Source organism: Bacillus sp. FSL W8-0183 (assembly GCF_038006825.1).
GTDB classification, from domain to species: domain Bacteria; phylum Bacillota; class Bacilli; order Bacillales; family Bacillaceae; genus Bacillus; species Bacillus altitudinis.
The window spans coordinates 2,531,221-2,557,210 of the sequence record NZ_JBBOVY010000001.1; the positions used below are offsets into that span (position 1 = coordinate 2,531,221).

29 protein-coding genes are annotated in these 25,990 nt (G+C 41.8%); 4 read left to right on the forward strand and 25 right to left on the reverse strand.

Annotated features, from left to right (window positions below; translation table 11 throughout):
- Positions 1–5 precede the first annotated feature (5 nt).
- The 10 genes from prmA to gpr form a co-directional block, all read right to left on the reverse strand.
- Positions 6–941 carry a 50S ribosomal protein L11 methyltransferase gene (prmA, locus tag NSQ64_RS13480; protein ID WP_017358022.1) on the reverse strand — a complete coding sequence of 312 codons (936 nt, stop codon included), beginning with the start codon at positions 939–941 and terminating at the stop codon, positions 6–8.
- A gap of 22 nt (positions 942–963) precedes the next feature.
- A complete protein-coding gene (gene dnaJ / locus NSQ64_RS13485) occupies positions 964–2,097 on the reverse strand; it encodes a molecular chaperone DnaJ (protein ID WP_017367628.1) in 1,134 nt (377 codons plus the stop codon).
- 165 nt (positions 2,098–2,262) lie between these two features.
- Positions 2,263–4,104 carry a molecular chaperone DnaK gene (gene dnaK, locus NSQ64_RS13490; RefSeq protein WP_007501326.1) on the reverse strand — a complete coding sequence of 614 codons (1,842 nt, stop codon included), beginning with the start codon at positions 4,102–4,104 and terminating at the stop codon, positions 2,263–2,265.
- 24 nt (positions 4,105–4,128) lie between these two features.
- Positions 4,129–4,686: a nucleotide exchange factor GrpE gene (gene grpE / locus NSQ64_RS13495; protein ID WP_008342471.1), complete on the reverse strand. Its 558-nt coding sequence runs from the start codon at positions 4,684–4,686 to the stop codon at positions 4,129–4,131.
- 64 nt (positions 4,687–4,750) lie between these two features.
- Positions 4,751–5,782, reverse strand: a complete 1,032-nt coding sequence (hrcA, locus tag NSQ64_RS13500; protein WP_008342473.1) for a heat-inducible transcriptional repressor HrcA — start codon at positions 5,780–5,782, stop codon at positions 4,751–4,753.
- An 81-nt stretch (positions 5,783–5,863) separates the two neighbouring features.
- Positions 5,864–7,003: a radical SAM family heme chaperone HemW gene (gene hemW / locus NSQ64_RS13505; protein ID WP_341016913.1), complete on the reverse strand. Its 1,140-nt coding sequence runs from the start codon at positions 7,001–7,003 to the stop codon at positions 5,864–5,866.
- Between the two features lie 114 nt (positions 7,004–7,117).
- Positions 7,118–8,956 carry a translation elongation factor 4 gene (gene lepA / locus NSQ64_RS13510; RefSeq protein WP_008342476.1) on the reverse strand — a complete coding sequence of 613 codons (1,839 nt, stop codon included), beginning with the start codon at positions 8,954–8,956 and terminating at the stop codon, positions 7,118–7,120.
- 165 nt (positions 8,957–9,121) lie between these two features.
- The gene (locus tag NSQ64_RS13515; protein WP_017358024.1) at positions 9,122–9,454 is read right to left on the reverse strand and encodes a YqxA family protein; all 333 of its coding nucleotides are present in this window, start codon (positions 9,452–9,454) and stop codon (positions 9,122–9,124) included.
- A gap of 13 nt (positions 9,455–9,467) precedes the next feature.
- A complete protein-coding gene (locus NSQ64_RS13520) occupies positions 9,468–10,676 on the reverse strand; it encodes a stage II sporulation protein P (protein ID WP_007501337.1) in 1,209 nt (402 codons plus the stop codon).
- Between the two features lie 66 nt (positions 10,677–10,742).
- The gene (gene gpr / locus NSQ64_RS13525; RefSeq protein ID WP_341016915.1) at positions 10,743–11,858 is read right to left on the reverse strand and encodes a GPR endopeptidase; all 1,116 of its coding nucleotides are present in this window, start codon (positions 11,856–11,858) and stop codon (positions 10,743–10,745) included.
- A gap of 198 nt (positions 11,859–12,056) precedes the next feature.
- Between gpr and rpsT the strand changes: the two genes are divergently transcribed.
- Positions 12,057–12,323: a 30S ribosomal protein S20 gene (gene rpsT / locus NSQ64_RS13530; RefSeq protein ID WP_008342485.1), complete on the forward strand. Its 267-nt coding sequence runs from the start codon at positions 12,057–12,059 to the stop codon at positions 12,321–12,323.
- A gap of 134 nt (positions 12,324–12,457) precedes the next feature.
- Here the strand turns inward: rpsT and holA are convergent, their stop codons facing one another.
- On the reverse strand, positions 12,458–13,477 hold the full coding sequence (gene holA / locus NSQ64_RS13535) for a DNA polymerase III subunit delta (RefSeq protein ID WP_341016917.1): 1,020 nt from the start codon (positions 13,475–13,477) through the stop codon (positions 12,458–12,460).
- 238 nt (positions 13,478–13,715) lie between these two features.
- Here holA and NSQ64_RS13540 point away from each other — a divergent pair, with 238 nt between their 5' ends.
- The gene (locus NSQ64_RS13540) at positions 13,716–13,850 is read left to right on the forward strand and encodes a YqzM family protein (protein ID WP_008342491.1); all 135 of its coding nucleotides are present in this window, start codon (positions 13,716–13,718) and stop codon (positions 13,848–13,850) included.
- Between the two features lie 39 nt (positions 13,851–13,889).
- Here NSQ64_RS13540 and NSQ64_RS13545 read toward each other — a convergent pair whose 3' ends face one another.
- The 3 genes from NSQ64_RS13545 to NSQ64_RS13555 form a co-directional block, all read right to left on the reverse strand.
- Complete coding sequence (locus NSQ64_RS13545; RefSeq protein ID WP_341018320.1) at positions 13,890–16,217, reverse strand: DNA internalization-related competence protein ComEC/Rec2; 2,328 nt, start codon at positions 16,215–16,217, stop codon at positions 13,890–13,892.
- On the reverse strand, positions 16,210–16,779 hold the full coding sequence (locus tag NSQ64_RS13550) for a ComE operon protein 2 (RefSeq protein ID WP_008342495.1): 570 nt from the start codon (positions 16,777–16,779) through the stop codon (positions 16,210–16,212). The genes NSQ64_RS13545 and NSQ64_RS13550 overlap by 8 nt, the downstream gene beginning before the upstream one ends.
- A gap of 64 nt (positions 16,780–16,843) precedes the next feature.
- Positions 16,844–17,470 (reverse strand): helix-hairpin-helix domain-containing protein, encoded by a 627-nt coding sequence (locus tag NSQ64_RS13555; RefSeq protein WP_341016920.1) that lies wholly within the window; start codon positions 17,468–17,470, stop codon positions 16,844–16,846.
- Between the two features lie 90 nt (positions 17,471–17,560).
- Between NSQ64_RS13555 and comER the strand changes: the two genes are divergently transcribed.
- On the forward strand, positions 17,561–18,409 hold the full coding sequence (comER, locus tag NSQ64_RS13560; protein ID WP_008342498.1) for a late competence protein ComER: 849 nt from the start codon (positions 17,561–17,563) through the stop codon (positions 18,407–18,409).
- Between the two features lie 48 nt (positions 18,410–18,457).
- Here the strand turns inward: comER and NSQ64_RS13565 are convergent, their stop codons facing one another.
- From NSQ64_RS13565 to NSQ64_RS13600, 8 genes are read right to left on the reverse strand one after another with little or no spacing between them, the layout of a single operon-like run.
- Positions 18,458–19,201 carry a class I SAM-dependent DNA methyltransferase gene (locus tag NSQ64_RS13565; RefSeq protein WP_341016922.1) on the reverse strand — a complete coding sequence of 248 codons (744 nt, stop codon included), beginning with the start codon at positions 19,199–19,201 and terminating at the stop codon, positions 18,458–18,460.
- Positions 19,198–19,554: a ribosome silencing factor gene (rsfS, locus tag NSQ64_RS13570; protein ID WP_008342502.1), complete on the reverse strand. Its 357-nt coding sequence runs from the start codon at positions 19,552–19,554 to the stop codon at positions 19,198–19,200. Before rsfS ends, NSQ64_RS13565 begins: the two co-directional genes overlap by 4 nt.
- Before the next feature lie 12 nt (positions 19,555–19,566).
- Entirely contained in the window at positions 19,567–20,130 is a 564-nt protein-coding gene (gene yqeK, locus NSQ64_RS13575) for a bis(5'-nucleosyl)-tetraphosphatase (symmetrical) YqeK (protein ID WP_341016925.1), read from the reverse strand.
- Positions 20,120–20,689: a nicotinate-nucleotide adenylyltransferase gene (locus tag NSQ64_RS13580; protein ID WP_058336621.1), complete on the reverse strand. Its 570-nt coding sequence runs from the start codon at positions 20,687–20,689 to the stop codon at positions 20,120–20,122. Before NSQ64_RS13580 ends, yqeK begins: the two co-directional genes overlap by 11 nt.
- 13 nt (positions 20,690–20,702) lie before the next feature.
- Positions 20,703–20,993, reverse strand: a complete 291-nt coding sequence (yhbY, locus tag NSQ64_RS13585; RefSeq protein ID WP_008342507.1) for a ribosome assembly RNA-binding protein YhbY — start codon at positions 20,991–20,993, stop codon at positions 20,703–20,705.
- Positions 20,987–21,829, reverse strand: coding sequence for a shikimate dehydrogenase (gene aroE, locus NSQ64_RS13590; protein ID WP_061419622.1), 843 nt, complete (start codon positions 21,827–21,829; stop codon positions 20,987–20,989). The genes yhbY and aroE overlap by 7 nt, the downstream gene beginning before the upstream one ends.
- Before the next feature lie 21 nt (positions 21,830–21,850).
- Positions 21,851–22,951: a ribosome biogenesis GTPase YqeH gene (gene yqeH / locus NSQ64_RS13595; RefSeq protein WP_041091339.1), complete on the reverse strand. Its 1,101-nt coding sequence runs from the start codon at positions 22,949–22,951 to the stop codon at positions 21,851–21,853.
- A 2-nt stretch (positions 22,952–22,953) separates the two neighbouring features.
- Positions 22,954–23,475, reverse strand: coding sequence for a YqeG family HAD IIIA-type phosphatase (locus NSQ64_RS13600; RefSeq protein WP_008356191.1), 522 nt, complete (start codon positions 23,473–23,475; stop codon positions 22,954–22,956).
- A gap of 362 nt (positions 23,476–23,837) precedes the next feature.
- Here NSQ64_RS13600 and NSQ64_RS13605 point away from each other — a divergent pair, with 362 nt between their 5' ends.
- Positions 23,838–23,978 (forward strand): sporulation histidine kinase inhibitor Sda, encoded by a 141-nt coding sequence (locus NSQ64_RS13605; protein WP_003217327.1) that lies wholly within the window; start codon positions 23,838–23,840, stop codon positions 23,976–23,978.
- 136 nt (positions 23,979–24,114) lie between these two features.
- Here NSQ64_RS13605 and NSQ64_RS13610 read toward each other — a convergent pair whose 3' ends face one another.
- From NSQ64_RS13610 to NSQ64_RS13620, 3 genes are all read right to left on the reverse strand, one after another.
- On the reverse strand, positions 24,115–24,264 hold the full coding sequence (locus NSQ64_RS13610) for a hypothetical protein (RefSeq protein WP_003217499.1): 150 nt from the start codon (positions 24,262–24,264) through the stop codon (positions 24,115–24,117).
- 78 nt (positions 24,265–24,342) lie between these two features.
- Positions 24,343–25,071 (reverse strand): SGNH/GDSL hydrolase family protein, encoded by a 729-nt coding sequence (locus NSQ64_RS13615; protein ID WP_225310445.1) that lies wholly within the window; start codon positions 25,069–25,071, stop codon positions 24,343–24,345.
- Positions 25,072–25,142: 71 nt separating this feature from the next.
- Positions 25,143–25,883 carry a polysaccharide deacetylase family protein gene (locus tag NSQ64_RS13620; protein WP_017358034.1) on the reverse strand — a complete coding sequence of 247 codons (741 nt, stop codon included), beginning with the start codon at positions 25,881–25,883 and terminating at the stop codon, positions 25,143–25,145.
- Between the last annotated feature and the right edge of the window lie 107 nt (positions 25,884–25,990).

Sequence of the window (25,990 nt, forward strand, 5' to 3'; positions counted from 1 at the left end):
TCGCTTTATTTTTTCGCTATTATGCTGACCCAATCTTCCATTGACAGCACTTCAACAATCTCAAAACCGGCTTCTTCTAAAGCAGTTTTGACTTGTAATTTCTTTTGTCCGATAATGCCTGATGTAATAAAGTAACCGTCTTTCTTCAATAGATCATACGCTTGATCTGTAAAGCGCATGATGACCTCTGCGAGGATGTTGGCCACAATCACATCGCGTTCACCTGAAATCCCATCAAGTAAATTATTTTGTTTTACCGTTACTTGCTCGCTCACACCATTTAATTCGATGTTCTGCTTTGCACTTTCCACTGCAACGGTGTCGAGATCAAATGCATGAATGTCTTTTGCACCGAGCATTGCAGCGGCAACACTTAAAATGCCAGATCCTGTTCCAACGTCAATCACCGTGTCGTTTTCCTTCACATAGCGCTCAAGCGCCTGAATGCAAAGAACCGTTGTTGGATGTGTACCGGTTCCAAATGCCATTCCAGGGTCCATTTCGATGATCAATTCATCAGAATGAACGGGTGTGTACTCTTCCCATGTTGGGACGATGGTAAATTTCTCAGAGATTTTCACAGGATGATAGTATTTCTTCCATGCAGTCGCCCATTCTTCTTCGTTTACTTCACAAATTGACAGTGTATTTCGTCCAAGGTCAATATCGTATAGAAGAAGATTATTGATGGCTTCTTTGATCTCATCTACCGTTTCCATCAAAAAGCTATTCATCGGAAGGTAGGCTTTGACGATGACCCCTTCCTCAGGATAATCATTCGGATCGAGCTGGTAGATCTCACCGTATACATTTTCACGTTCCTTGACTAAATCAAGCGGGTCCTCAATCACGACACCACTTGCACCTGCTTCATGCAAAATATTGGTGATCGGTTCCACCGCTTCATTTGTTGTATGGACGCTTATTTCTGACCACTTCAATACTACCAACTCCTTATCCGTCTTACTCGCCTTTAAATGCGCGTTTCACCTTATCGAAAAAGCTCATTTCTTGTTCGTCCGGTTTATTTCCGCTCACTTCAGCAAATTTTCTAATGATATCTTTTTGATTTTCAGTTAAATTCGTCGGTGTTACGACGCGTACAACGATATGCTGATCGCCTTGACCATAACCGCGTACATTTTTTACACCTTTTCCTTTGAGTCTAAACTTCGTACCCGTTTGTGTGCCCGCAGGAACTTTTAATTTGACTTTCCCATGTAATGTCGGCACTTCAATTTCATCACCTAGTGCAGCCTGCGCAAAGGTAAGCGGCATTTCGCAGTAGATGTCATCTCCATCTCGTTCGAAGAATTCATGTGCCCTCACATGGAAAACAACAAATAGATCGCCTGGAGGTCCTCCATTTACACCTGGTTCACCTTGACCAGATACTCTAAGCTGCTGACCATCGTCCACACCTGCTGGGATCGTCACATTGATTTTCTTACGCTTACGCACTTTACCAGATCCACCACATGTTGAACACTTGTGTTCAATTTGTTTACCAGTTCCGCTACAGTAGTTACATACTCTGCGGTTGACTACTTTACCAAATGGCGTGGATTGCTCGACATTTAGTTGACCTGATCCGCCGCAATGTGAGCATGTCTTCGCCTGTGTTCCAGGTTTTGCACCTGATCCATGACACGTTTCACATGATTCCTCGCGGGGAATCTCGATCGTTGCTTCTTTCCCAAATGCCGCTTCTTCAAATGAAAGGGTCATTGTATATTGTAGGTCCGCTCCTTGACGCGGTGCATTTGGATCTCTTCTTCTGGCTCCGCCGCCAAAAATACTAGAGAAGATGTCATCAAAGCCGCCGAAGCCGCCAAAGTCTCCTCCACCGCCAAATCCGCCGCCACCAAATCCTTGGTTTGGATCAGTGTGACCGAACTGGTCATAATGTGAACGTTTTTGATCGTCAGAAAGGGTTTCATAAGCTTCTTTTACTTCTTTGAATTTCTCATCTGAGCCAGCTTCTTTATTAATATCAGGGTGATACTTTTTTGAAAGCTTGCGGTATGCCTTTTTGATTTCGTCCTTTGAGGCGCTCTTACTCACGCCAAGCACTTCATAGTAATCACGCTTACTCATCTCTTCACACTCCCGATTTTCTCACATAAATACGATTGTATCATTTTAAATTGATCTTTTTCAATTCCTTTTCATCGCTGAAAAGAAAAAAGTCAAAGCCAAGAGATCCTGACTTTGACTTTCTGACGAGTACGTTTCAGCAGTCTTTTTCAAAAGTAAAGGTGATTATTTTTTCTCTTGATCGTCGTTTACTTCTTCGTATTCTGCATCCACTACATTGTCATCTGCTTTTTGAGCACCTTCAGCGCCGCCTTCTTGCTGAGCTTGTGCTTGTTTTGCAGCTTCTTCATAGAGCTTTGTCGTTAGTTCTTGAACGATTGTTTGCAGCTCATCTTTTTTCGCTTTGATGTCTTCAAGCTCGCCTTTTTCGATCGCAGCTTTTAGTGCATCTTTCGCGTCGTTTGCTTTTTTCACTTGCTCTTCATCGATTTTGCCTTCAAGATCTTTTAATGTTTTTTCTGTTGTAAACACTAATTGATCTGCTTCATTGCGCACTTCGATTTCTTCTTTTTTCTTCGCATCTGCTTCAGCATTTTCTTCTGCTTCTTTGACCATTTTTTCGATCTCATCATCAGAAAGACCTGAAGAAGATTTGATTGTGATGTTTTGTTCTTTTCCAGTACCCATATCTTTCGCACGTACGTTGACGATACCGTTTTTATCGATATCAAAAGATACTTCGATTTGTGGTACGCCGCGTGGTGCTGGTGGAATGTCAGTCAATTGGAAACGACCTAATGTTTTGTTGTCTGCTGCCATTGGACGCTCACCTTGTAAGACGTGAATGTCTACAGCAGTTTGGTTGTCAGCAGCCGTTGAGAATACTTGAGATTTACTTGTTGGAATGGTTGTATTACGTTCAATCAGCTTTGTGAATACGCCGCCCATTGTTTCAATTCCTAAAGAAAGTGGTGTGACGTCAAGAAGAACAACGTCTTTGACATCTCCCGTGATAACTCCACCTTGAATTGCCGCACCAAGTGCAACCACTTCATCAGGGTTTACGCCTTTATGAGGCTCTTTACCTGTTTCTTTTTTGATTGCTTCTTGTACTGCAGGAATACGAGTTGATCCACCAACAAGGATAACTTTATCAATCTCGCTAGCAGATAGACCAGCATCTTTCAGTGATTGACGTACAGGTGTCATTGTACGCTCTACAAGGTCTGCAGAAAGCTCTTCGAATTTAGCACGCGTTAGCGTTAATTCTAGGTGAAGAGGACCTGCATCTCCAGCTGTGATAAATGGCAGTGAGATTTGTGTAGAAGATACACCAGAAAGATCTTTTTTCGCTTTTTCAGCAGCATCTTTTAAACGCTGAAGCGCCATTTTATCTTTAGAAAGATCAATGCCGTTTTCTTTTTTGAACTCAGCCACTAGATGATCGATGATGACTTGGTCAAAATCGTCTCCACCTAGACGGTTGTCCCCAGCAGTTGAGCGTACTTCAAAGACGCCGTCTCCAAGCTCAAGGACTGATACGTCAAATGTACCGCCACCAAGGTCATATACAAGGATCGTTTGATCTTCATCTGTTTTATCTAAACCATAAGCAAGTGCAGCTGCTGTTGGTTCGTTGATGATACGTTCTACTTCAAGACCAGCAATTTTACCAGCATCTTTTGTTGCTTGGCGCTCTGCATCGTTGAAGTAAGCAGGAACTGTAATAACCGCTTTTGTTACTTCTTCACCAAGATAAGCTTCAGCGTAAGATTTAAGGTGTTGAAGGATGATTGCAGAGATTTCCTGCGGCGTGTAGTTCTTGCCCTCAACTTCTACTTTATAATCTGTACCCATATGTCTTTTAACAGACATGATAGTGTTTGGGTTTGTAATTGATTGACGTTTTGCTACTTCACCTACTTGGCGCTCTCCATTTTTAAAAGCGACAACAGATGGTGTTGTACGTGCTCCTTCAGCGTTTGCAATAACTTTTGGCTCGCCGCCTTCGAGTACTGCAACACATGAGTTTGTTGTTCCTAAGTCAATACCAATGATTTTACTCATATTCGATGACCTCCCATTATGTAGTTATTGATTTACTTTTACCATTGATGGACGAATAACTCGGTCTTTGAGTTTATAGCCCTTTTGCAATTCTTCTACAACGATGTTTGAATCGTAGTTTTCATCTTCAACTTGCATGACGGCTTGATGAAGGTTTGGATCGAACTCTTTGCCGACAGCTTCAATTGGTTCAACGCCTTCATTTTTCAACGCTTCTACCAGCTGGCGGTAAACCATTTGCATCCCTTCTAACAAACTTTTCGTCTGCTCATTGTCTGGATCGATTCCAAGCGCTCTTTCAAAGTTGTCGAGAGCTGGGAGAAGGTCGCTGACAACATGTTGAGAACGATATTTTTGCACGGTCTCCACTTCAGTTCGAGCACGGCGTTTATAGTTTTCAAAATCTGCTTGAACACGCAGAATTTTGTTTTCTTTTTCATCTAGAAGCTGCTGCAATTCATCAATCTTCTCTTGGAAGGCAGACTGTTCATCGTGCTTTACTTCCTCAGTTTCTGCTTGAACTGCTTCTTCTTGTGCTTCAACCTCTGCTGCTTGCTCAGGTGTCTGTTTTTCTTCTGACATTGTGTTCACCTCCCTCAAAAAGATTCAATTATACGAAGGGGCTGTGCCCCCACCTTTTATCACCCTACTCATCATACAAATTGGAAAGTGCGTTTGACAAGTCTTTTGATACATGATGCAAAAGACTAACGACTCGCCCGTAATCCATACGGGTTGGACCAATGACAGCGATGGAGCCGAGTGATTTTTGATCAATCGCATAAGTTGCTGTGATTAAACTGCAGTTCTCCATTGCTTCCAAATTGTTTTCTGAACCGATTTTAATGGTGATTCCTTGCTGATTTGGATGAAACAGCTGCATGACATCATTCTTTTGTTCAATCAGCATCATGAGTGAACGAATGCGGTCAATGTCATGAAACTCTGGCTGGTTCAACATATTAATCTTCCCGCCAAAGAAAAGTTTTGATTCATTTTGTGTTGAAGTGAATGTGTTACCAAGCGCATCTAAAATATGATCATAGTCTTTTAAATGCGTGCGAAGGAGCATCACTACTTCTTTATACATCCTATCCTTCAGCTGATCCATCGGGACTCCAGCTAAGCGGCTGTTTAAAATATTCATCAGCTTCTCAATATCGGAGACATCAAGATGCTCAGAGAAGGTAATGGTTTTGTTTTCAACATGCCCGCTGTCTGTAATCATAATCGCTACTGCTTTATTAGGCTGGACAGGGACAAGCTGAATTTGCTTCAATCGATTTTCACTTAGCTTTGGACCAAGGACAATCGATGTGTAGTTTGTGAGATCTGATAAAATTTCCGCCGATTTTTGAACTGTTTTTTCCAGCTCAAAAATTTTCTCCTGAAATACTGACTGGATGAGCACAAGCTCTTTAGATGACAGTTTTCGCGGAGAGAGCAAATGATCTACATAATAACGATATCCTTTTTCGGAAGGAATTCTTCCTGATGAAGAATGGGTCTTTTCAATAAAACCGAGTTCCTCCAAATCAGCCATTTCGTTTCTAATCGTCGCAGAGCTGAATGTAATGTCTTCTTTTTTGGAAAGAGTCCTTGATCCAACTGGCTGCGCCGAACGAATAAAGTCATTAATAATGACTTGTAGAATCAAAAGCTGACGATTTGTTAACATCATCATCACCCCTGTTAGCACTCTCTTTCAACGAGTGCTAATTGTATAAACAAAATTACCAAACTCAAATTAAAATGTCAATTATAACTCACCGAGAAACGCTTGAAATACTTCATTCCCTAACAATTTTCCTTTTCTTGTTAAACGAATGCCAATCTCATCCTGTTCAATGAGACCTTTTTCTGCTAATTCTTCAAGAACGGCGGGAAAGAGTGCTTCTGGTGATGCTCCAAATTTCGTTTGAAAGTGAGCACTTTTCACGCCTTCAATTTTCCGCAAACCTAAGAACATTTCTTCTTCGATCTGTTCTGCTTTTGTCACCTGATGCGTTTCCTTATATGGAAACCCTGTTTGTTCAATGAGCTCTAAGTAATGCCTCACTGGTCCAGCGTTCACATTGCGGACGCCATCTACATACCCGTGCGCTCCTGCGCCAAAACCAAAGTAATCTTCGTTGCTCCAATAGGTGAGGTTATGCTGGCTTTCAAAACCTGGTTTGGCGTAATTGCTAATCTCATATTGTTTGAGTCCGTGCCGCTTCATTTCATCCATGACGAGCTCATACATTTCAGCCTCACGTTCTTGCGGTGGTAAATGCAGTTTCCCTTTTTGCATCAAATTGTAAAAGACCGTCTTTGGCTCGACAATCAGCGAATAAACCGAATAATGTTCTGCACCTAATGAAAAAGCGGTCTCTAGTGAATGCATGACATGATGCTTCTCTTGATGAGGCAAACCAAACATAAGATCAAGACTAATGTTGTCAAACCCAACTGCTCTTGCTCGCTCGAAAGATGTGAGAACATCTTTCTTTTGATGAACCCGTCCGATTTTTTTGAGCAGGTCATCTTCAAATGTTTGAACACCAAAGCTCAGCCGATTAACGCCTGCTGATTTTAAGACATTCAATTTCTCAAGCGATAGTTCGTCTGGGTTTGCTTCTACTGCAAACTCGATTAAGTTTTTGGTTGGTTTTAATACGCGGTGAATGCTGTCCATAAGCTGATCTAACTGGCTGGTTGTCAGTGATGTCGGGGTTCCTCCGCCAATAAAGATCGTCTTTAGTTCTTGCTCCCCTTTTTGATCGATCGTGTGCTGCATTTCTTTTTCAAGAGCGACTAAGTATTCATCGACCGGCTGGGTTTTAATGAAAAATTTATTAAAATCACAATAGTGACAAATGTGCTCACAAAATGGAATGTGAATGTATGCTGCTTTCATTTGTTGACACCTTCTTTACAGGTAAAGAGCCGCAGTTTATCGCTGCGGCCTCTTCGTTTGTTTTCGACTATAAACGTCAAGGCGAGCATTGTAAAGCAGGTTGCCTTGAGGATGTTATTTTTTCGGTGTGCTGTCGTCCATTTTCAGCACGGCCATAAATGCTTCTTGTGGGACTTCTACAGAACCCACTTGCTTCATGCGCTTTTTCCCTTCTTTTTGCTTCTCAAGAAGCTTTCTTTTCCGGGAAATATCTCCACCATAACACTTCGCTAGTACGTTCTTGCGCATTGCTTTAATGGTAGACCGAGCAACAATCTTTTGACCGATCGCTGCCTGAACTGGTACTTCAAAGTGCTGGCGCGGAATCAGTTCTTTCAGCTTTTCTACAATGATCTTTCCGCGTTCATATGCATAGTCGCGGTGAACAATAAAGGATAGCGCATCGATTTTTTCGCCATTAAGCATGATATCCATTTTCACTAGAGTGGATGGGCGATAGCCGATCAGCTCGTAATCAAAGGATGCATACCCTTTTGTATTGGACTTTAATTGATCAAAGAATTCGTATACGATCTCTGCCAGAGGAATTTCGTACACAATGCTCACGCGGTTTGCATCAAGATATTGCATATCAATGAAATTGCCGCGCTTTCCTTGGCAAAGCTCCATCACAGAACCAACATAATCATTTGGCACCATCATTGTTGCCTTCACGTATGGCTCTTCAATTCGCTCAATCTTTTGCGGATCAGGCAAATTGGACGGGTTATCTACGACGATTTTTTCTCCGTCTGTCATATACACATCGTAAATAACACTTGGCGCTGTCGTAATAAGGTCGATTTTAAATTCACGTTCAATCCGTTCTTGGATGATTTCCATATGAAGCATGCCAAGGAAGCCGCAGCGGAAACCGAAGCCCAGTGCTTGGGATGTCTCTGCCTCATATTGAAGTGAAGAATCGTTTAATTCAAGCTTTTCTAACGCTTCACGCAAGTCGTTATATTTCGCTGTGTCAATTGGATAAAGGCCGCAGTACACCATTGGGTTCAGCTTTCTATATCCAGGTAGAGCTTCTTTCGCAGGGTTTACCGCACTTGTGATCGTATCCCCTACACGTGTATCGCCAACATTTTTAATAGCAGCTGTTAAATAGCCAACATCTCCAACAGTGAGTTCGTCTGTTGGCATTGCTTTCGGTGTAAATACGCCGACTTCAAGCACTTCAAATTCTTTGCCTGTCGCCATCATCTTGATTTTTTGACCCGGTTTGACGGTTCCTTCGACAATTCGTATGTAAGCAATGACGCCACGATACGCATCGTAGAGAGAATCAAAAATGAGGGCTTGAAGTGGTGCTTCTGGATCTCCAGCTGGTGCCGGCACCTTTTCGACGATTTGTTCTAAAATATCCTCGATCCCGATGCCCGCCTTAGCAGAGGTAAGAACAGCTTCAGATGCATCCAACCCGATGACATCTTCAATTTCTTGTCTTACACGTTCAGGTTCTGCACTCGGCAGATCAATTTTGTTAATGATCGGCAGGATTTCTAAGTTGTTATCAAGAGCTAAATAAACGTTCGCAAGTGTCTGCGCTTCAATGCCTTGTGCTGCATCCACCACAAGAATTGCACCTTCACAGGCAGCTAGGCTTCGAGATACCTCATAGGTGAAGTCGACATGCCCTGGTGTATCAATCAGGTGCATTATATATTCTTCTCCATCCTTCGCCTGATATTTCAGCTGGACAGAGTTTAATTTGATCGTAATGCCGCGTTCACGCTCTAAGTCCATGGAATCAAGTAATTGTTCTTTCATTTCTCGTTGCGTAATCGCCGCTGTTTTTTCCAAAATACGGTCAGCCAATGTGGATTTCCCATGGTCAATATGGGCGATAATGGAGAAATTTCGAATTCTTGATTGCCGTTCTAATCGTTTTTCTTTATCTGTCACAATCTATCACTCCTACTATAAAACGCGGGTTGCGCTAGGTTAGATTATATCAATAGGGCTGTAAAGATTCAATCGAAATCAAGAAAAGCCGCTCATCGGTTAGCGGCTTTCATGAAAAGGTGTGATATCTTATGAAATAACATCCAACATGATGCTTACAACAGTTTATTTACCATTCACCCAATCATAAAGTGTACGGGCTGCATGCGTCATACCATCTGATAATGCTTTTCCGGCCTTAGAGAAGGCATTAAAGCTCTCCATTTCTTCTAGCTGCTTTTGCTTTTCTGCTAAGTCTTTTTGTGTGACAGCTGTTCCGAGGATAGAAGCTTCTTTTTCTTGATCATCATTCGTTTGGACAGTGAAGGCCCCTTTTAATTGCGGATCATGATACCCTTTCATTTGCAGCATGCCATTATTGGCTTGCTGCATTCCTAAAAAGACACCGAATAGCAATACGAGCGATAAAATAATGGTTTTTCCAATAAATGAGCCCATGTCCTCCACCACCTTAAGACCGTTTTTTCTCATCCTTTGCTTTGCCGTCTACCTTTTCTGCGTCCCAGAAAATTTCACTGAACACATCAGCTGCTGCATTGGATGCGTTTTTCAGTTCTTCCATATTATTATCCACACCGCCAAATTCTAATAGGAGGGCTTTGTCAGATAAATCTTGATTATAGATTCCATTATCACCAATTTCTCCTTTGGCAAACACACCGACACTAAGTCCTTTATATTTTTTCTCCATCAAATGATGGAACTCTGTCGCCAGCTTTAAGTTTTTCTCATAGCTTTGATTCTTCTTCCCTACAACAAACGCGATTCTCGCATATTTCTTGCCTTTGATTTCTACTGTCGTATCTTTCTTTCTTCTTGAATCCCGGTGAATATCGATTAAGTAATCTAAGTCATCATTTTTAGCGAGAGCTTCTTTTACAACCAATCTGGATTCATTATACGATTGCGGGTACTTCAACCCTTTTTTCAGCAGTCTTTTTTCAATTTCTGTTTTATCCACTGTGTTGCCGATTCCTTGCTGATCGAGCGCTTTACCAAACATCTCCCCGACAAGGGTGACGTTCACTTTTGAGTGGCGCGCATTGTTTGGGTTTGTTTCCCCTTTTAAAAATGGTAAATATGATTCCGTATTATGTGTGTGATAAATGTACACAGCTTTTCGTTTTCCTGTCGACTGGTCCGGCTCTTTTGCAGGCGTTTTCGGTTCATCTTCATCAAGCTTGTCCAGCTCAGCTAGATTTGCTTCTTTTTCATCTTTGATGACTTCACTTGGAGGCGGCGATTCCATTGGCATATTCGTATAGTCTGTACCTTCACCTGCTAGGATGATTTTTGTATCAAAATGTTCAAAGCCTGGCAGCTCTCTTCCTAGAAAACTGCGGGGGTCTTCTAAATTGATACTTGTGGCAAGTTTGAGTGACAGCCCGGAGAAATGAAATCCTTTTTGATCTTCAGGGACTGCTGAGGCAAAATATTGATTTTCCATCCCCATTAGAGTTGCAAAGAATGCCCCTGACAGCTCATCTGCCACACCATATAATGATGCTTGAGGCCTAAGCTCAGGTTTTAAAGACGTCAAAGCCCCTGACATGACAAACACAACCACCAGAGAGACAATAAACAAAAAAATACTCTTCACTACTTTTGTTCCATTAATCGCAACGACCAACTGTCGAGGACGGCGAGGTCTTTTTTTCATGATTTACTCCCTCCAGCACGCTTTCTAGTAATTAAACTATGAGCGAGCTAGAGAAAGTAGAACTGATTAATGATTATAGGAACCCATGTTGTCTTGAGAGATTTTTTGATGAAGTGCTGTATTTAACCCATTGGCGAGTACGTTCGCCATGTCATCAATGAATGTATCCACTTCCTTCGGTGTGACCATTAGATTTTGTCCAAGCGGCGCAAGTACTTCATGGATCAACTGTCTTTTTTCTTCTTCAGGAAGCGTTCCGACGATTCCTAAAAAGGATTGACGCGTTTCATCATCTGGCAAATCTTGTTCATTCAGCACTTTTTTCTTACCAAATGTCAGACCCGCTGGTACTAAAGATCGGGAAGGTCTATCATCTTTCAGTTCTCTACCAAAATGCTTTAACACGTAATCAATCGTGTCACTTGCGATCGTCACTGCATCGACCACTGTCGGTACACCAATGGCAATGACTGGAATCCCCAAGGTCTCTTTGCTTAATTCTTTTCGTTTATTTCCGACACCCGATCCTGGATGTATACCTGTATCAGAAATTTGAATCGTTGTATTCACCCGTTCTACTGCACGTGCAGCTAGTGCATCGATGGCGATCACAAAATCTGGTTTAGATCGTTCAATGACACCTTGTATAATGTCACTTGTTTCTATACCAGTCAGTCCCATGACTCCAGGCGATAGTGAAGACACCGGGCGATAGCCTTCCTGCACATTCTCAGGCTGTAATTCAAATAAATGGCGTGTCACCAGCAAATTTTCAACTGTGAGCGGCCCTAAAGCATCCGGCGTGACATTCCAGTTTCCGAGTCCTACGACAAGACAGCTCGCGTCTGCCTGAATGCCGTGATCTTTTAAAAACTGAGCAAAATGATGAGCAAAAACTTCGACCACTTTTTCTTGCATCTCAGAGTCTTTCTCCCGAATTCCTTGCGCCTCAAGCGTCAAGTATGTCCCTGCCTTTTTTCCGGTCAACTCTTCTCCTTCTGTCGTAATCTCCACAGTGCGGATGCGGATGCCGTGCTCTTCCTTCTCCTTCTCAACAATTCCTTGAATACCGTCCTTTTTGACCACATTCGGATCGTTCTCTTGTTCTAGTATCTCTTTTGTTTCAACGGCCAAATCGGTCCGGATTTGATAAGCGCTTAAATCGAGTTTCTGTTTCTTCATGAAAAGGCTCCTTCCATCAAGTAATTAACAGTAGTCTTTCCATCTCTTTCAAGAAACATTCGAGCGCTTCATCAATGAAAAATACTTTACATTTATATTGCATTCTAAAGGTGTGTTTGATAGAATACAATTTGTTCTATTGTGAAGATTTAACCTTAAGACAATTGTGTTTAGGTTGTATCTTAGGAGGTGAAACACATGCCAAATATTAAATCAGCGATCAAACGTACAAAAACGAATAACGAACGCCGTGCACACAACGCAACAATCAAGTCTGCGATGCGTACTGCGATTAAACAAGTTGAAGTTTCTGTAGCTAACAACGATGCTGAGCAAGCAAAAGCTGCTCTTTCTTCTGCTGCAAAACGCATTGACAAAGCCGTTAAAACTGGTCTTGTACACAAAAACGCAGCTGCGCGTTACAAATCAAGACTTGCGAAACAAGTAAACGGACTTTCTGCATAATGTTTGCAACGCCTCAGTGATGAGGCACCTGTTTAACTGTACGTCCGTCCTGAACGGCTCAGCCATAAGGACAGACTGGCAATTATACATCTAAACAAAAACGACCCTCTTTTGAGAAGGTCGTTTTTTTATGTTCAAGCCCCTAATAACCGAAGCAGGAACAATTCTAATAATAGCTGCTTGTCCTTTTTACCCGTTTTCATTTCATAATCAATCGTGGAGAGCTCTTTGACGATGTACTTTAGCTCTTCTTCTGAAAACAGTCTTGCCTGATCCATCGCGAGTTTGACCCGAAATGGGTGGACTTTCAGGTTTGACGCAATTTGTTTTTGCCCGTATCCCTGTTGAGCAAAGTACTTTGTCTGCAATATCAACCGAAATTGATTTGAAATGAGTGCCAATATTTTAATGGGTTCCTCATTTTGCTTTAGGAGGTCATAAAACATTTGCATCGCTTCAGACCGGCGCCTGTTCACGATTTGGTTAATCAGTTCGAAAATATTCTGCTCCAAACTTCGTGCAACGAGCTGATTGACATCCGCCAGCTCAATTTCCTCTCGCTGCCCAATATATGTACTTAGCTTTCGAACCTCTTGAAAAAGTGAGGACAGGCTCCCACCACATAACATGACAAACTGTTCTGCCGCTTCAGCCGAGATTGTTTTTCCTTCTGTTTTCACTAATGTAATGGTGAAATCTGTTGTTTCTTTCGGATTTAACTCTTTCGCCTCAACCACAGCCGCTTTCTTTTTTAACAATTTGGTGATTTTCTTACGTTCGTCCAGTTTTTCATATGGTGCTAATAACACGAGAATCGTGTAGGGTGCTGGCTTTTCTAAATAAGCTTCTAACACAGAAAGCTGATGCTCGATCTTTTCTTTTTTCTTTTCTGCAGTGAGGAAATAAGGGTTTTTGATCACAACGAGACGCCGCTCTCCCATAAACGGAAATGTTTCTGCGTCCGTCACAGCCTGCTCAAGCGGCACCTCTTCCATATCGAAGACAGAGTAATTAAAATCCTTTGTTTCTTCGTCGACGACAGCTTGTCTCAATTTTGCAGCTGTCTCTTGAAGTAAATACGTTTCTTTTCCATATAAGCAATAAACGGGATGGATATCCCCTTTTTTTAAATTGTTCCATACTTCAAAGACCATTCGCTTAAATCCCTCTCTTTCACTTCCTCCTCTATCCTAAAGCGTGTAGAGACATTAGTAAAGAGGAAGCTGAAAGTGCCGCCTCCTCATTTATAGTAAACGTCTCACGTAAGCTCCCGGGTCAGCTTACAGTCAGACGATATTCACAAAATGATCATGAAAATGGAAAACGGTTACTTTACCTTCTAGCAATTCCAAATGAGTTCAAGTATACTAAAAATAGCCAGGAGGGATGAAAATGAATGAATTTGAAAAGAATGTTCAAAGCAAGCGGAATGATGTGACCGACTCAGCTGTTGGTTTTATCGTCACATTCGGATTTTTCGCCTCAATGTTTATTTTGGCAACAGTGATACACCTCGTTGGATCTTAACTACATGAATGCAAGATGACTGCCGTTTTGGCAGTTTTTTTATTGATTTTGTAAGATATCATATGGAGGATGAGCGTAAAATGTTCCATCCTCTTCAAGAAATTCATAGGTCACACTTCCATTGATATCTGTACGATACACCTTTGTTTGATGCTCATTTAATTTTTTCAAAACTTCTTGATGAGGATGGTGATACCGATTTCGTTCACCTGCTGAAATCAGTGCATATGACGGGTTCAAATGCTGAAGCCATTCTTCACTTGTTGATCCTTTACTCCCGTGATGCCCAACCTTCAAGACATCCGCTCGTAGCTTGGGGTAAGCTTGAATGATGTCTCGTTCCCCTTCTTGTTCAAGATCCCCAGTCAGCATAAAACGCTTGCCGCCAAGCGTAAAGGTGAGGACCAGTGAATCATTATTTTTACTCGTCACCTGGTCACGTGCGGGATGCAGAACGTCGAATTTTTGTCCTCCAATTCTCAGCTGATCTCCTCTTTCCAACTCATCTACAGGAATCCGTTGATCAGCCGCTTCCTTTAAAAGCTGCGCATCCTCTGGATTTCGAGCAAAGCCTTTTGGGATTGCAACGCGTTTGACTTTATTTCGCTTTATTAACCGCATCGCTTCTCCCATATGATCTTGATCTGCATGGGTAAGGATGAGGACATCAAGTTTTGCTATGCCTTTAGAATGCAGAAATGGAATAAGCGTTTGATCCCCAATTGTAGATACTTTACGTCTTTTTTTCCATGGCTCTTCTTCAAAAGAAAGTCTGCCTCCTGTATCGACTAATATATGCCCAGTTCGATAAGGTAGCTGAATAAACAAACTATCCCCTTGTCCTACATCTAACATTGTGACCTCTCCTCTTTGAAGAAAATTCGGCGTGAAATAGTGTACAGCCAGCACACAAACGAGAATCAAAATAGGCACAAGATAAGATTTGATAGAAGTTTTACATTCCATCACAATGAATAGAAAAACAATGGAGGAAACCTCTAGGAGCACATGCCACCATGTCGATTTCATAAAAATGAGAGTAAGACTATCGTAAGCAGCCATGTGTGCAGACAATTGATGACTAAACTGGATCACCCAATCAAGCAGCTGAAACAGTGTTTGTCCAAGCGGAAGATAAATGATAGATAAAAGAAAAAAGAATAAGGACAGAGGCAGGACAACCATTGTATAAAAAGGAACAAACATCATATTTAAAGGAACACTCAGCAAGGAAAATTGCTGAAAATAATATAAAAGAACAGGAAGCGAAGCAAGCTGTGCAATCAAGGAAATGAGGAATAACTGCATCACCGAACTTTTTGCTTTTGATAAAATACTAGTGGATAGCAAAATAAATAAGGTCACCACAAATGACAGTTGAAAACCGACATCAAATATATAAAGTGGTTGAATGGCTAATAAAAGCAAGAACGCTGCACTTAACACGACCGCAGAAGGCTGTTTCATTTCTTTTGGCAGGCTTGTGATGACTAAATAAATTCCAGCCATGAGACAGGCTCTTAACACAGACGGTGCAGCACCTGTTAAACAAGCATAAACCGGCAAAAAGGATAATAAAAGAATACGCGCTGTCTCTCTTGTCACGCCAGCGCGGAGTAGACACCAAAATAGACAAGCGAGCAATGTTTGAACATGAAGTCCTGAAATGGCTAATAAATGAATGATGCCAAGCATTTGATAATCTCTTAATGTATCAGGGTCTATTAAATCACGATCGCCAAAAATAAGTGCCTGCACAATCCCAACAGAACTCTTCGGAACGTGATCTTCTAGAAATTTCAACCCCTTCTGCCTAATAGATGAAAGGTAATGTGAAGGGCTGTCATGTTTCGTGCAGCTTTTCATAGACTGCGTTAGGAAAATAGCATCAATGCCTTTTGTTTTTAGAAATTGATCATATTGAAAGCCATTCGGTATGGTTGCATGTTTGGGCAACCGCATCTCACCTGTCATATGACAGCTCATACCTGGCCCAACATCTTTTAGCGCTTCTTTTTCACGCTCCGTTTGAATCGTATAAAATGCCGCTAGTCGACGATTCTCTGATGAAACAGTCGCTGAAAAGCGATTGCCATCTATTTTCGGAATCGTTTCAATCACAACCGAATCAGAAAATGCTTTTTCTTGTACAGGATGATCCGTTTCAAAAGACTGATGCACCATAAAAATGAGCATATAGATCATTCCACACAAACTGACCATTAGAAAGAGCTGGGGTGTTTTTTTCAGCAGACTGAAAAGAAGACATACAAGAAGAAAAAGGAGAAAATACAAATGAAGATGATATGCGGCCAGAGCAATTCCAACAGCTGCTGAAATCGCCCCGAACGGCAAATACTTAAACATAGGAAGTAAATAATTGATTCGCCTTTTCATGCATTTGACGAATTTCTGTTTCGCTACGTCCTGATTCACTTAGTTTGCCTATTAAATCCGCAACAAAGGCTAATTTTTCTTGGTTTTTTAAGTCAATAATCATCTCATCTAGTTCAACCTGTTCTGTTTGAACTCCGGCCTGTTCAAATAAATCAACAGCATATGGATGATTTTTATAATCCTTCGCATAATACACTGTTCGAATACCTGCTTGAATAATCGCTTTACAGCACTGCAAGCAAGGAAAATGCGTCACATATATTTCAGCATCAGCTGTTGGTGCACCAAATTTGGCACATTGTAAAATAGCGTTCATCTCCGCATGGATTGTACGAACGCAGTGATGATCTATGACATAGCATCCTACATCTGCACAATGTACGTCGCCGGCAATGGATCCATTATATCCACCTGCAATGATGCGCTTGTCTCTTACGATCGTTGCCCCAACAGCTAGCCGCTCACAGGTGCTTCGCAAAGCAAGCAGATGGCTTTGAGCCATAAAATATTGATTCCATGAAATTCTCTCCACGAGCTGATCCCTCCAGAATGATGTATGGTATTAAGTGTACATGCCTTTCTTCTATACCGTCAATCTACTTAACCGTCAGTTGATTTTTCAGCCGTTCAATGGTCTTCTCTCCAAAACCCGAAATATTCCGCAAATCTTCAATTTGCTGAAATTCTCCATGTTCTTCTCTATACGCAATGATGGCTTCCGCTTTGGCTGGGCCTATTCCGTTAATGGTCTGCAATTCCGCTGCATCAGCTTGATTGACATTCACCCCTTGACTCTGTTCATTTCCCGGCGGCGTATTAGCCGCTGCTGTTTGTCCCTGCTTGTCAGCTTCCCCCTTCTTTCGTACATAAATCATCATACTGTCCTCTAATTTTACTGCTTGATTGATGTCAACTGTATCTGCCTTGCTCGTAAAACCACCTGCTCTTTTAATGGCTTCTTCAACTCTGTCCTCAGCCATAAATGCATAAACGCCAGGCTTCCGTACAGCTCCTTTGACCTCTACTACGATGGATGTTGGCTCTTTTTCTGCACTCTCTTGTTTTTCTTCTAATGTGACCCGCGTTTCATGTTGTTCTTTCAATACACTTGGCTCGGCGCTGCCTTTCTCTTTTCCTACTAAAAAGCAGAAACAGATGATGAGGATGATGATGCCCGCTATCAGATAAAGTCTGTATTTTTTCAACGAAATGAGCTGCTTCACTTGTTCACGCTTCTTTCAATCATATTTTAACGCTGCTTCACATACTGTTTAGAAGATAACAGATCCTATGCGTCTAAGGAGGGAGAACGTTTGAATATAGGGTTAATCGGTACAGGAAACATGGGTACCATACTTACTGAGGCATTTATTGAATCAAAAGCAGTCAATCCCTCATCCATCACCATTACAAATCGGACCATCGAAAAAGCGTTCAATATAAAAAAGAATCACCCAGAGGTCGAAGTGACGAAACAGCTTTCAGGAGCTGTAACAGATAAAGATTTCATCTTTGTTTGTGTCAAACCACTTGATATTTATCCGCTTTTAAAAGAGCTGAGCCCACTTTTAAAAGAACAGCAAACCATTGTCATCATTACAAGTCCGGTTCATCCTGAACAGCTTCAAGACATTGTTCCTTGTCAAACAGCCAGACTGATCCCAAGCATCACCAACCGCGCATTATCAGGCGCATCACTTTTAACATTTGGTTCATCATGCAATGTCACGACAAAAGCAGCGCTCAGACAACTCGCTTCCCGCATTTCAACACCAATAGAAATTCATCATTCAATCACACGAGCAGCCTCAGATATTGTCAGCTGCGGTCCTGCCTTTATTAGCTTTCTTGTTCAGAAAATGATTGAAGCCGCTGTTGAAGAAACGGATATTTCAAAAGAAGAAGCCACCACCTTATCAGAAGATATGCTTGTAGGACTTGGCCGTTTGATTGAAAAAAGGGTGTATACCCTGCCCACACTGCAAGAGAAGGTGTGTGTAAAAGGCGGCGTCACCGGCGAGGGCATTAAAGCACTTGAAGCAGGTGTTCAAGATATGTTCCATCAGCTTTTTCAGAACACTCATGACAAGTTCGATGAGGATGTAGAAGCGGTTGCGCATCAATACCCACCGAGTGTGTTTACTGATGATCTCAGAAATTAAACATGTTCGCAACAAGCGAAAAAAGGGTTTTAAAAAAACCATCGTCCATTAAACGATGGTTTTTGGTTTCTTCGCTGAAATAAAATATCTTTCTGCACATTCTTGAGGTGCTTCATTTGTAAAATCAGCGGTCACTTCAATCTGTTCAAAGCCAGCGGACTCAAGGAACGCTGCATATGTCTCAAAAGGAAATGTACGTTGTTCGTGCGTTTCATCATAACGCTCATACACGTCTCCGTCTTTTACAAAAAAGCTTAAATCATGAATAACCGAATATGGGTCATCCCCTTTATCACTCTGCCAAATGTAGCTGATTTCTTCATCTTGATCGGCATAAGTAGAGCCAGGAAATACCTCTTCCATTTTATAAGGGGTATGAACATCAAACAATAAAACCCCACCTGTCTCTAAAAGCTGAAACATGTTTTTAAAGGTTTTTTTGACGTCATTTTCGTTTTTTATATAATTCAAAGAATCACAGCAAATAACCGCTGCTTGAAAAGTTTGTTCAAACCCCTCAAGCTCTCTCATATCTTGATGTAAAAATTGAATAGACTGCTTATGAGCCTGTGCTTTTTGCTGCGCAAATGCCAGCATCTCTTCACTTAGGTCAATTCCTGTGACCATGTGGCCTTTTGCAGCTAACCGAAGAGAGATCTCTCCAGTTCCACAACCTACATCGATAATCGCACTATTTGGCTTGATATACCGCTGTATCCACTGAACCCATTCATCATAAGGGGCATGTGTCATGAGCTCATCATACACACCTGCAAACCCTTGATAAATCATGAGTTAATGCCAAGTGAAAGCGTTTCTCTCGGCGCATCTCCCCAAAGCTTCTCTAAGTTATAGTATCCTCTTTCCTCTTTGTGGAACACATGAGCAATGACATCTCCTAAATCAATCAATACCCATCTTGCTTCGTCGAAGCCTTCCATCTTTTTAACTTCGATGCCGCCTTCTTCTGCAAGGTGTTTCACTTCTCTTGCAATGGCCTGTACTTGTTTGTCAGAATTCCCGTGACAAATGAGAAAATAATCTGCAACAAGTGAGATTCCTTGCATATTCAGGGCAATAATGTCCTCTGCCCGTTTATCATCGCACGCTCCTGCTGCGATGTTTAAAATTGATGATGCATCCATCAAAATTCCTCCTTAGTTGTTCTTTTGCACAAGTGAGTTATAAGTAGCAAGTGTATCTGGGAAAACTGGCTGATTCTTTTTCATTAAAAAGCTAACGGTGTTTTTTAAAGATTGAATCAAGGCAAGGTCCAAATCCTGCTCTGCTAACTCTCTTACTTCCTCTACACCAGGAAAATGGCGTCCTGGCTCTATATAGTCGGCGACATAAATCACTTTTTCAAGCAATGTCATGTTCGGTCTGCCGGATGTATGGAATTCAATGGCTGTTAAAATATCTTTGTCGTCAATTCCAACTTCTTTTTTGACCAAATAGGCACCAACTGGGGCATGCCAAAGCTCAGGTGAATATTTAAGCAATAGAGGATTCATCTGTTCTTGCTGGATGATGCCCTTCATTTCTTCTTTCGGTCTAAATTTAGCATAATCGTGGAAAATAGCCGCGACCTCTGCTTTTTTCACATCTGCACCAAAACGTTCAGCTAATGAAATGGCCGTCTCCATTACCCCAATTGTATGTGTATATCTATGCTCTGTTAACTGCTGTTTGACACAGTTTAAAGCTTCTTCACGATTCATATAAATGATGCTCCTTTATATAACACTCAACCGCTTTCGGAATCAAATAATCAACAGGTTGCCCCTGCTTCATTCGCTGCCTAATCAATGTCGATGATACATCAAAAGCCGGAACATCTGCAAACAAAAGAGGATACGCCGTACTTCCTTCATAACCTGGTCTTTTCATCCCAATAAAGGTGATCATCTGAAGCAAATCATCGATTCTGTGCCATTTCGGCAAATACTCGACCATGTCCGCTCCAATCATAAAAAAGAACTCATCTTCAGGATGGCGCTTCTTTAACAGCTCAACCGTATCTACTGTATAAGATGGGCCCTCCCGCTCCATTTCAATAAGCTCAACTCGAAAATGAGGATTTGTCTGAATCGCTTTTTCCACCATTTTTACGCGGTGATGACTCTCTGCTCGTTTTCGGCCCGTTTTATGAGGGGGCTTGTGATTTGGGATAAACCAAATTTCATCAAGCCCTACTTGGAAACGCACCTCACTTGCCATCAGCAAATGCCCATTATGCGGGGGATCAAACGTACCACCGAACAATCCTATTTTTTTCATATCATATCCACCTTTACGGCAGCTTAATTTGTTTATTTTCCTTTGATTCCTTATAAAGGACAATCACATTTCCGATCGTTTGAACGAGTTCAGCTTTTGCACCTTTTACAAGTGCTTTTGCAACCTCTGTTTTGTCCTCGTCGCAGTTTTGCAATACGCTGACTTTCAAAAGTTCTCTTGCTTCAAGCGCCTCGGAAATTTGCTTGACCATATTGTCATTTACCCCGCCTTTTCCAACTTGAAAAATAGGTGATAAATGATGTGCTTGCGCACGTAAAAAACGTTTTTGCTTACCTTTTAACATGGTGTTCCTCCTAATTTCTCTATGACAATTGACTTCATTTTTCGGGCGTCAGGTGTAATGCCCGTCCATAGTTCAAAGGCTCTTACCGCCTGACCAACAAACATGCCGACGCCATCGACTGTTTTCAAACCTAACCCGGCTGCTTCGCTTAGCAGCTTTGTTTCTATTGGATTATACACAATATCACAAACGACCGCTGTTTTTTTTGCGTTCGCTAAAGAAATTGGGGTTTCTTCAACATTCGGATACATACCAATTGAGGTCGTATGGATGATGACATCATATTCCCCAAGCCCCTCTTCTGCTGTATTTAATGCAATGGCACGAGATGTGATTTTCCCATCGGCACTTTCAATTAAAGCCTCAGCTTTTTCAATGGTGCGGTTGGCGATATCAAATTGTTTCGGTGCATACTCAGCAATCGTCGTGTAAATCGCTCTTGCTGCTCCACCAGCACCAAGCAGGAGAAATGACAGCTCTGATAACGGCTGATCCAACGCTTCAAGCAATGAATGAAGAAAACCCTCTCCATCTGTATTGTACCCAACGAGCTGACCATTTTCGAGGCGAACTGTATTGACGGCACGCAGGCGTTCAGCTGTCACATCAATTTTGTCAAGGTACTGCATGATGTCTACCTTGTGCGGAACAGTGACGTTAAAGCCGCTGATTCCTAAGGCTTTCATACCGTTAATGGCATCTTTCAGGTCGTTTTCTTCTACTTGAAAGCCATGATAATGTCCATCAATTCCAGCATCCTTTAATGCTGCATTATGAATATCTGGAGACATTGAATGGCCAACAGGGTTACCGATTACTCCGTATAAAGGTTTCAAGGTCTCTCCCCCTCTGAACATTTAAATTAACGAACGTCTCATAAACACGTGCACGCCTTTTGGCGCATATACTTTGATTTGTTTCCCAGCATCATTCGCCGTCACCCAGCCTAATCCTGAAAAGACAATGTCCATTTTTGGCTGATCGATGGTGAAAGTGTGCGGAACGAGCGGCGGAAAATCTTCCATTCCCTCTTTTGATGGCGGTGAAAGCAGCTCACCTGCATGCTTTTCATATAACTCATCTGCATTCTCCATCTTCGTTCTATGAATGTTGAGTTCATTTGGCATATAGCAGACAAAGGATGTTCTTCCGCCTTTTACATAATCAAATCGAGCCAGTCCGCCAAAGTAAAGCGTTTGAGCTTCATTTAACTGGAACGTTCTCGGTTTCAATTCTTTTTTCGGCGTTAAAATCTTTAAGTCATTTTTGCCGACATAGTGCGCCATTTGATGGCGGTTGATGATCCCCGGTGTATCGAATAAAGCAGACCCGTCATCAAGCGGGATTTCAATCGCATCAAGTGTTGTCCCTGGGTATTGGGATGTGGTGATCACATTCTCTTCTCCAGACACCTCTTTGATAATGCGGTTAATAAATGTTGATTTCCCAACATTTGTACAGCCGACAACATAGACATTTCTGCCCTCACGGTAATGATCAATGGCCTCCATGACCTCAGGCACACCTTGTCCTCTGCTCGCACTGATTAAAAACACATCGATCGGATTGAGCCCATTTTCTTTTGCTTCCCGCTTCATCCATTGAACAAGACGGTCTTTTTTCACGGATTTCGGTAAAATATCTACCTTGTTGCCGACAAGTAAAATGGGATTACCCCCAACAATACGGCTCAGTCCATTAATCCAGCTTCCGTTAAAGTCAAAAATATCAACGACCTTGACGATCAGAGAATCAGTCTCGCCAATGCTGTGTAAAATATTTAAAAAGTCGTCTTCTGTTAAAGACACATCCTGAATTTCATTGTAGTTCTTTAACCTAAAACAGCGCTGACAGATCACATCTTCTTTCAATAGAGATGCTGCCGGCGCATATCCTAATTGATCTTTATCTTCCGTCTGAATGGCTACACCGCAGCCAATACAAACAACCTTTTCCATTATTACTCTTCCTCCCACTGAATGTGGCCCTTACGCTTTAAGGCTCCTAAAATTCTGCGTTCAATCTGCCTGTTAAACTTCGTGAAAAATCCGTCCGATGCCGCAACAGGTACAACCAAAATGGTATGGAAGCCATGCCTGTTTCCGCCAAGCACATCTGTCATAAGCTGATCGCCAATGACAACCACATCTTCTTTCTTCAATTGCATATCAGCGACGGCCTTATTAAAGGCTCTTCCCATCGGTTTTCTCGCTTTATAAATAAACGGGATATGAACCGGCTCAGAAAAAAGCTTGACCCTTTTTTCATTATTGTTCGATACAATCGTCACCTGTATCCCGTGATCTTTCATCTCTTGAAACCATTCAATTAAACGCGGGGTCGCACTTGGACGATCCCATTCTACTAGTGTGTTATCTAAATCCGTAATAATTCCTTTTACATTTCGTTCTTTTAGTTTTTGCGGCGAAATGTGGAAAATACTTTTCACAAATTCATCCGGTAAGAAATACTTCTTTAGCACAATTTGCACCCTTTCTTCCATTGGTTTTTCAGCGATTGTGTCGAATCAAATCACAATTTGTCTGTCTATCGAATACAATGAAAAAGTTTTCGACATATGATGAGGACCTTCAACAGGTGTGGATAATTTTACACACATTATCCACCTATATTTCATCATGCTTTCATTCAATTATAAACACTCTACCCACAAGTTATCCACTTAACCATGTGGATAACAGAACGATTGTTCTTGTTTCCCATTCATGGTAGATTAAAGGTACTTCAAAGACATTCGATCAACCTATGATGATATGTCTTTTCCTCAAGTTTTATGCCAACTTTTTCAGGGGAGGTGTTTTTCCCATCATATGGGTTTCTAGTATGAAAAAGCTGTCAGATGATTTACTTATAGAATCGTATTATAAAGCAAATGAAATGAACTTAAATCGCGACTTCATTGAATTAATTGAGACAGAAATGAAAAGACGTTCGCTCGGGCATATGCTCTCTGTTTCCTCTTAATTCCATATATCCAGGAACCATGCCTCCCGAGCACTCTCCTTTTTTAAACTCAGGTGACTGATATTATATCACTTGCGCTATAGGCTTACTACTATTTTCCGTAAAAAACACCCCTTCTGATCAAAGAAGAGGTGTCTTATTTGCAAGGCTGTTCATTCCAAAACCATAACCCTCCACCTACGACCAAAATGACGACAAGGAACACAACAAGAAAAGCGTAACCGATTCCTGCTCCTTGAGCTGGATAAGGCGAACACGCAGGGTAAGGATAAGGACATCCCCACATATCAGTTACCTCCTTCTAAGAAGATATACTGTTAGACTATGCTGGATGGATCGTCTTGTTTAGGCAGATGGCCTGCATTTAAAAATGTTTAATGACATCACGCTCTTTGATTTCGTTATAAATGATTCTTGCCCCTTTTGGTGTCATATGATTGCCAGAAGGGTCAATGAGGCCAGACTGAATCAAGGCGTTGTCACTATCTTCACCCGCTTCTCGGATGAACGCTTTCCAATTGTCGACAAGCGGCACTTGCTGTTTTTCAGCTACTTGTCTTGTGATGTCATTGTATGAGTTTTGCCAAGCTCTCGCCCCGCCTCTCTCAGCAAAATAAGATGACTTATATCTAGAATAATAATACAAGCCCTTTTTGCCTCCTTCCACCACAGGCACGCACGTCATGAGGATCGGGGTAATTCCCTCTTTCCTACTTTCAGAAATGAAGTAGGATAAGTTTTCTTTAAATCGTTTTTTGGTCACACGGGGATGTTTCCCGTCTAGAATCGCCGCATCATTTGTACCGAACATGATGAGGACGTAAGTTGGTTTTTGTTTTAAAATATCCTGCTCAAAGCGCAGCTTCGCATCTTCTGTTGTCTGCCCGCCAATCCCGGCATTCTGTACCTTGATTTGGCCACGTTCGACGTTTTTCATGAGATTCACCCATTTTTCAGATGTGGGATAATCTCGAAAATCCCAGTTCGATCCTCTTGTGTTACTGTCACCAAATGCAATCACGCTTTCCTGCGCCTGCTTCGAGCACCCAGCAGCAACACATAACAGGATGAAAAGGAAAACAAATTTCTTCACAACATTCACCTCCAAAAGCCCTCTTCATATAGTAAACGACAAGACTTTTGGTTTCAATGAATGACTGTTTCTTATTGTAATTGAACCGGCAGATAATCTCTGTCATGGTGCAGTAGTTCGCTTACTTTCACAAACTCATAGCCCCTTTTCTTTAGTTCAGGTACGACTTGTTTCAGCGCTTCTACTGTCTGCTTACGATTTCCTCCGCCATCATGTAAAAGGATGATATCACCGCCCTGAATATTCTCAATAATACGGCTGGCAATTTTGTGTGCACCTGGCCTTGACCAGTCCTTCGGATCTTGCGTAAAGGACCACATCACGACATCGTATCCTTGCTTTGAAAGAATGCGGAATGACTTCATCGTCAAGCGCCCGCCCGGGGGACGAAATAATAAGGGTCCGCCAGGCTGGAGAGAAGCGATATGAGCCGCTGATTCTTTTAATTCTTGCTTGATTTCTTTCGATGACAAAAGGTCAAAATACGTATGGTTCATCGTGTGATTGCCAAGCTCATTTCCTTCGCTCACAATCCGCTCTGCGAGCAGGGGATATGCATGAATACGGCTTCCGATGACAAAAAAGCTGGCATTCACTTCATGCTCTCTCAGTACATCTAGTATTTGATTTGTGTATACCGGATGAGGCCCATCATCAAAGGTTAACGCAATCTTTTTCCGTTCCTCTCTCATGTCCCAAAAGGCTCGTCCCGTTTTTTCTAGGTCGATTCTTTTTAATGTACGCGCCTCTATGTTACCAGGAACAAAAGCGCATATTACCAATATACATAACAAGATATGCAACCCTTTCATCAGACCGCCTCCACAGAACATCATTACACATTAAATTGCCCGCTTTCTGATGAATTCATTCAAGTTTCGTGAACGTCTACGCTTCTTTTTCACATAAAAAAAGCCGG

Excerpts from the sequence above, each read along its gene's own strand:
- dnaJ (WP_017367628.1), bottom strand. The coding sequence starts at position 2,097 with ATGAGTAAGCGTGATTACTATGAAGTGCTTGGCGTGAGTAAGAGCGCC.
- dnaK (WP_007501326.1), bottom strand. The coding sequence starts at position 4,104 with ATGAGTAAAATCATTGGTATTGACTTAGGAACAACAAACTCATGTGTT.
- grpE (WP_008342471.1), bottom strand. The coding sequence starts at position 4,686 with ATGTCAGAAGAAAAACAGACACCTGAGCAAGCAGCAGAGGTTGAAGCA.
- hrcA (WP_008342473.1), bottom strand. The coding sequence starts at position 5,782 with ATGTTAACAAATCGTCAGCTTTTGATTCTACAAGTCATTATTAATGAC.
- hemW (WP_341016913.1), bottom strand. The coding sequence starts at position 7,003 with ATGAAAGCAGCATACATTCACATTCCATTTTGTGAGCACATTTGTCAC.
- NSQ64_RS13515 (WP_017358024.1), bottom strand. The coding sequence starts at position 9,454 with ATGGGCTCATTTATTGGAAAAACCATTATTTTATCGCTCGTATTGCTA.
- NSQ64_RS13520 (WP_007501337.1), bottom strand. The coding sequence starts at position 10,676 with ATGAAAAAAAGACCTCGCCGTCCTCGACAGTTGGTCGTTGCGATTAAT.
- gpr (WP_341016915.1), bottom strand. The coding sequence starts at position 11,858 with ATGAAGAAACAGAAACTCGATTTAAGCGCTTATCAAATCCGGACCGAT.
- rpsT (WP_008342485.1), top strand. The coding sequence starts at position 12,057 with ATGCCAAATATTAAATCAGCGATCAAACGTACAAAAACGAATAACGAA.
- holA (WP_341016917.1), bottom strand. The coding sequence starts at position 13,477 with ATGGTCTTTGAAGTATGGAACAATTTAAAAAAAGGGGATATCCATCCC.
- NSQ64_RS13540 (WP_008342491.1), top strand. The coding sequence starts at position 13,716 with ATGAATGAATTTGAAAAGAATGTTCAAAGCAAGCGGAATGATGTGACC.
- NSQ64_RS13545 (WP_341018320.1), bottom strand. The coding sequence starts at position 16,217 with ATGTTTAAGTATTTGCCGTTCGGGGCGATTTCAGCAGCTGTTGGAATT.
- NSQ64_RS13565 (WP_341016922.1), bottom strand. The coding sequence starts at position 19,201 with ATGATTTATCAAGGGTTTGCAGGTGTGTATGATGAGCTCATGACACAT.
- rsfS (WP_008342502.1), bottom strand. The coding sequence starts at position 19,554 with ATGGATGCATCATCAATTTTAAACATCGCAGCAGGAGCGTGCGATGAT.
- yqeK (WP_341016925.1), bottom strand. The coding sequence starts at position 20,130 with ATGAATCGTGAAGAAGCTTTAAACTGTGTCAAACAGCAGTTAACAGAG.
- NSQ64_RS13580 (WP_058336621.1), bottom strand. The coding sequence starts at position 20,689 with ATGAAAAAAATAGGATTGTTCGGTGGTACGTTTGATCCCCCGCATAAT.
- yhbY (WP_008342507.1), bottom strand. The coding sequence starts at position 20,993 with ATGTTAAAAGGTAAGCAAAAACGTTTTTTACGTGCGCAAGCACATCAT.
- yqeH (WP_041091339.1), bottom strand. The coding sequence starts at position 22,951 with ATGGAAAAGGTTGTTTGTATTGGCTGCGGTGTAGCCATTCAGACGGAA.
- NSQ64_RS13605 (WP_003217327.1), top strand. The coding sequence starts at position 23,838 with ATGAAAAAGCTGTCAGATGATTTACTTATAGAATCGTATTATAAAGCA.
- NSQ64_RS13610 (WP_003217499.1), bottom strand. The coding sequence starts at position 24,264 with ATGTGGGGATGTCCTTATCCTTACCCTGCGTGTTCGCCTTATCCAGCT.
- NSQ64_RS13620 (WP_017358034.1), bottom strand. The coding sequence starts at position 25,883 with ATGAAAGGGTTGCATATCTTGTTATGTATATTGGTAATATGCGCTTTT.